Source organism: Streptomyces murinus (assembly GCF_002154555.1).
Lineage (GTDB): Bacteria > Actinomycetota > Actinomycetes > Streptomycetales > Streptomycetaceae > Streptomyces > Streptomyces murinus.
The window spans coordinates 1-282 of sequence record NZ_MUNF01000836.1; the positions used below are offsets into that span (position 1 = coordinate 1).

A 282-nucleotide genomic window follows, 5' to 3' on the forward strand; every position below is an offset into this window, starting at 1 on the left:
GCCGTGGCTGGTGGGGGCGGTCGCGGTGGTGGGGGTGGCGTACGCGCGGTACCTCAAGCGGCGGGCACCTGAGCGGTACGCGCTGCTGGGCCGGACCATCCTGGAGGAGACCAGGGAACGGTGACGGACTCAGCGGTGTTTCTCGTCCCGGTACGCCCGCCACCGCTCCATCATCTCCGCCACGTCCCGCTCGATGAACTCGAAGAAGTCCAGCGTCTCGGCCAGCCGGCGGCCCGCGGGGGTGTCGGCTCCGAGGCTGGTGACGCCCTCGCGCAGGGCGTC

Annotated in this window: 1 pseudogene; it reads right to left on the minus strand. The window is 72.3% G+C overall.

The window, feature by feature from the left end:
* Positions 1-129 precede the first annotated feature (129 nt).
* Positions 130-282, minus strand: a pseudogene (locus CCN72_RS41130) (MarR family transcriptional regulator); the annotation flags it as partial.